We start from the raw sequence: 382 nt of genomic DNA on the forward strand, positions 1-382 counted from the left end.
CTACTAATACCGAATACATGATTTGTTCGCCTGAACGAATTTGGAAAGACGGAGCAATCTGTCACTTGAGGATGGGCCTGCGGCGCATTAGCTAGTTGGTGAGGTAACGGCTCACCAAGGCGACGATGCGTAGCCGACCTGAGAGGGTGATCGGCCACACTGGGACTGAGACACGGCCCAGACTCCTACGGGAGGCAGCAGTAGGGAATCTTCCGCAATGGACGMAAGTCTGACGGAGCAACGCCGCGTGAGTGATGAAGGTTTTCGGATCGTAAAGCTCTGTTGCCAGGGAAGAACGCTTGGGAGAGTAACTGCTCTCAAGGTGACGGTACCTGAGAAGAAAGCCCCGGCTAACTACGTGCCAGCAGCCGCGGTAATACGT

The 382-nt window shown here is 55.1% G+C and carries 1 rRNA gene; it reads left to right on the top strand.

From position 1 onward, the window contains the following. Positions 1-382: ribosomal RNA gene (locus AB4Y92_RS26425) — 16S ribosomal RNA — on the top strand; the annotation flags it as partial.

Origin of the sequence: Lysobacter sp. TAB13 (genome assembly GCF_052113885.1) — a bacterium.
Taxonomy (GTDB): Bacteria; Pseudomonadota; Gammaproteobacteria; order Xanthomonadales; family Xanthomonadaceae; genus Lysobacter; species Lysobacter gummosus.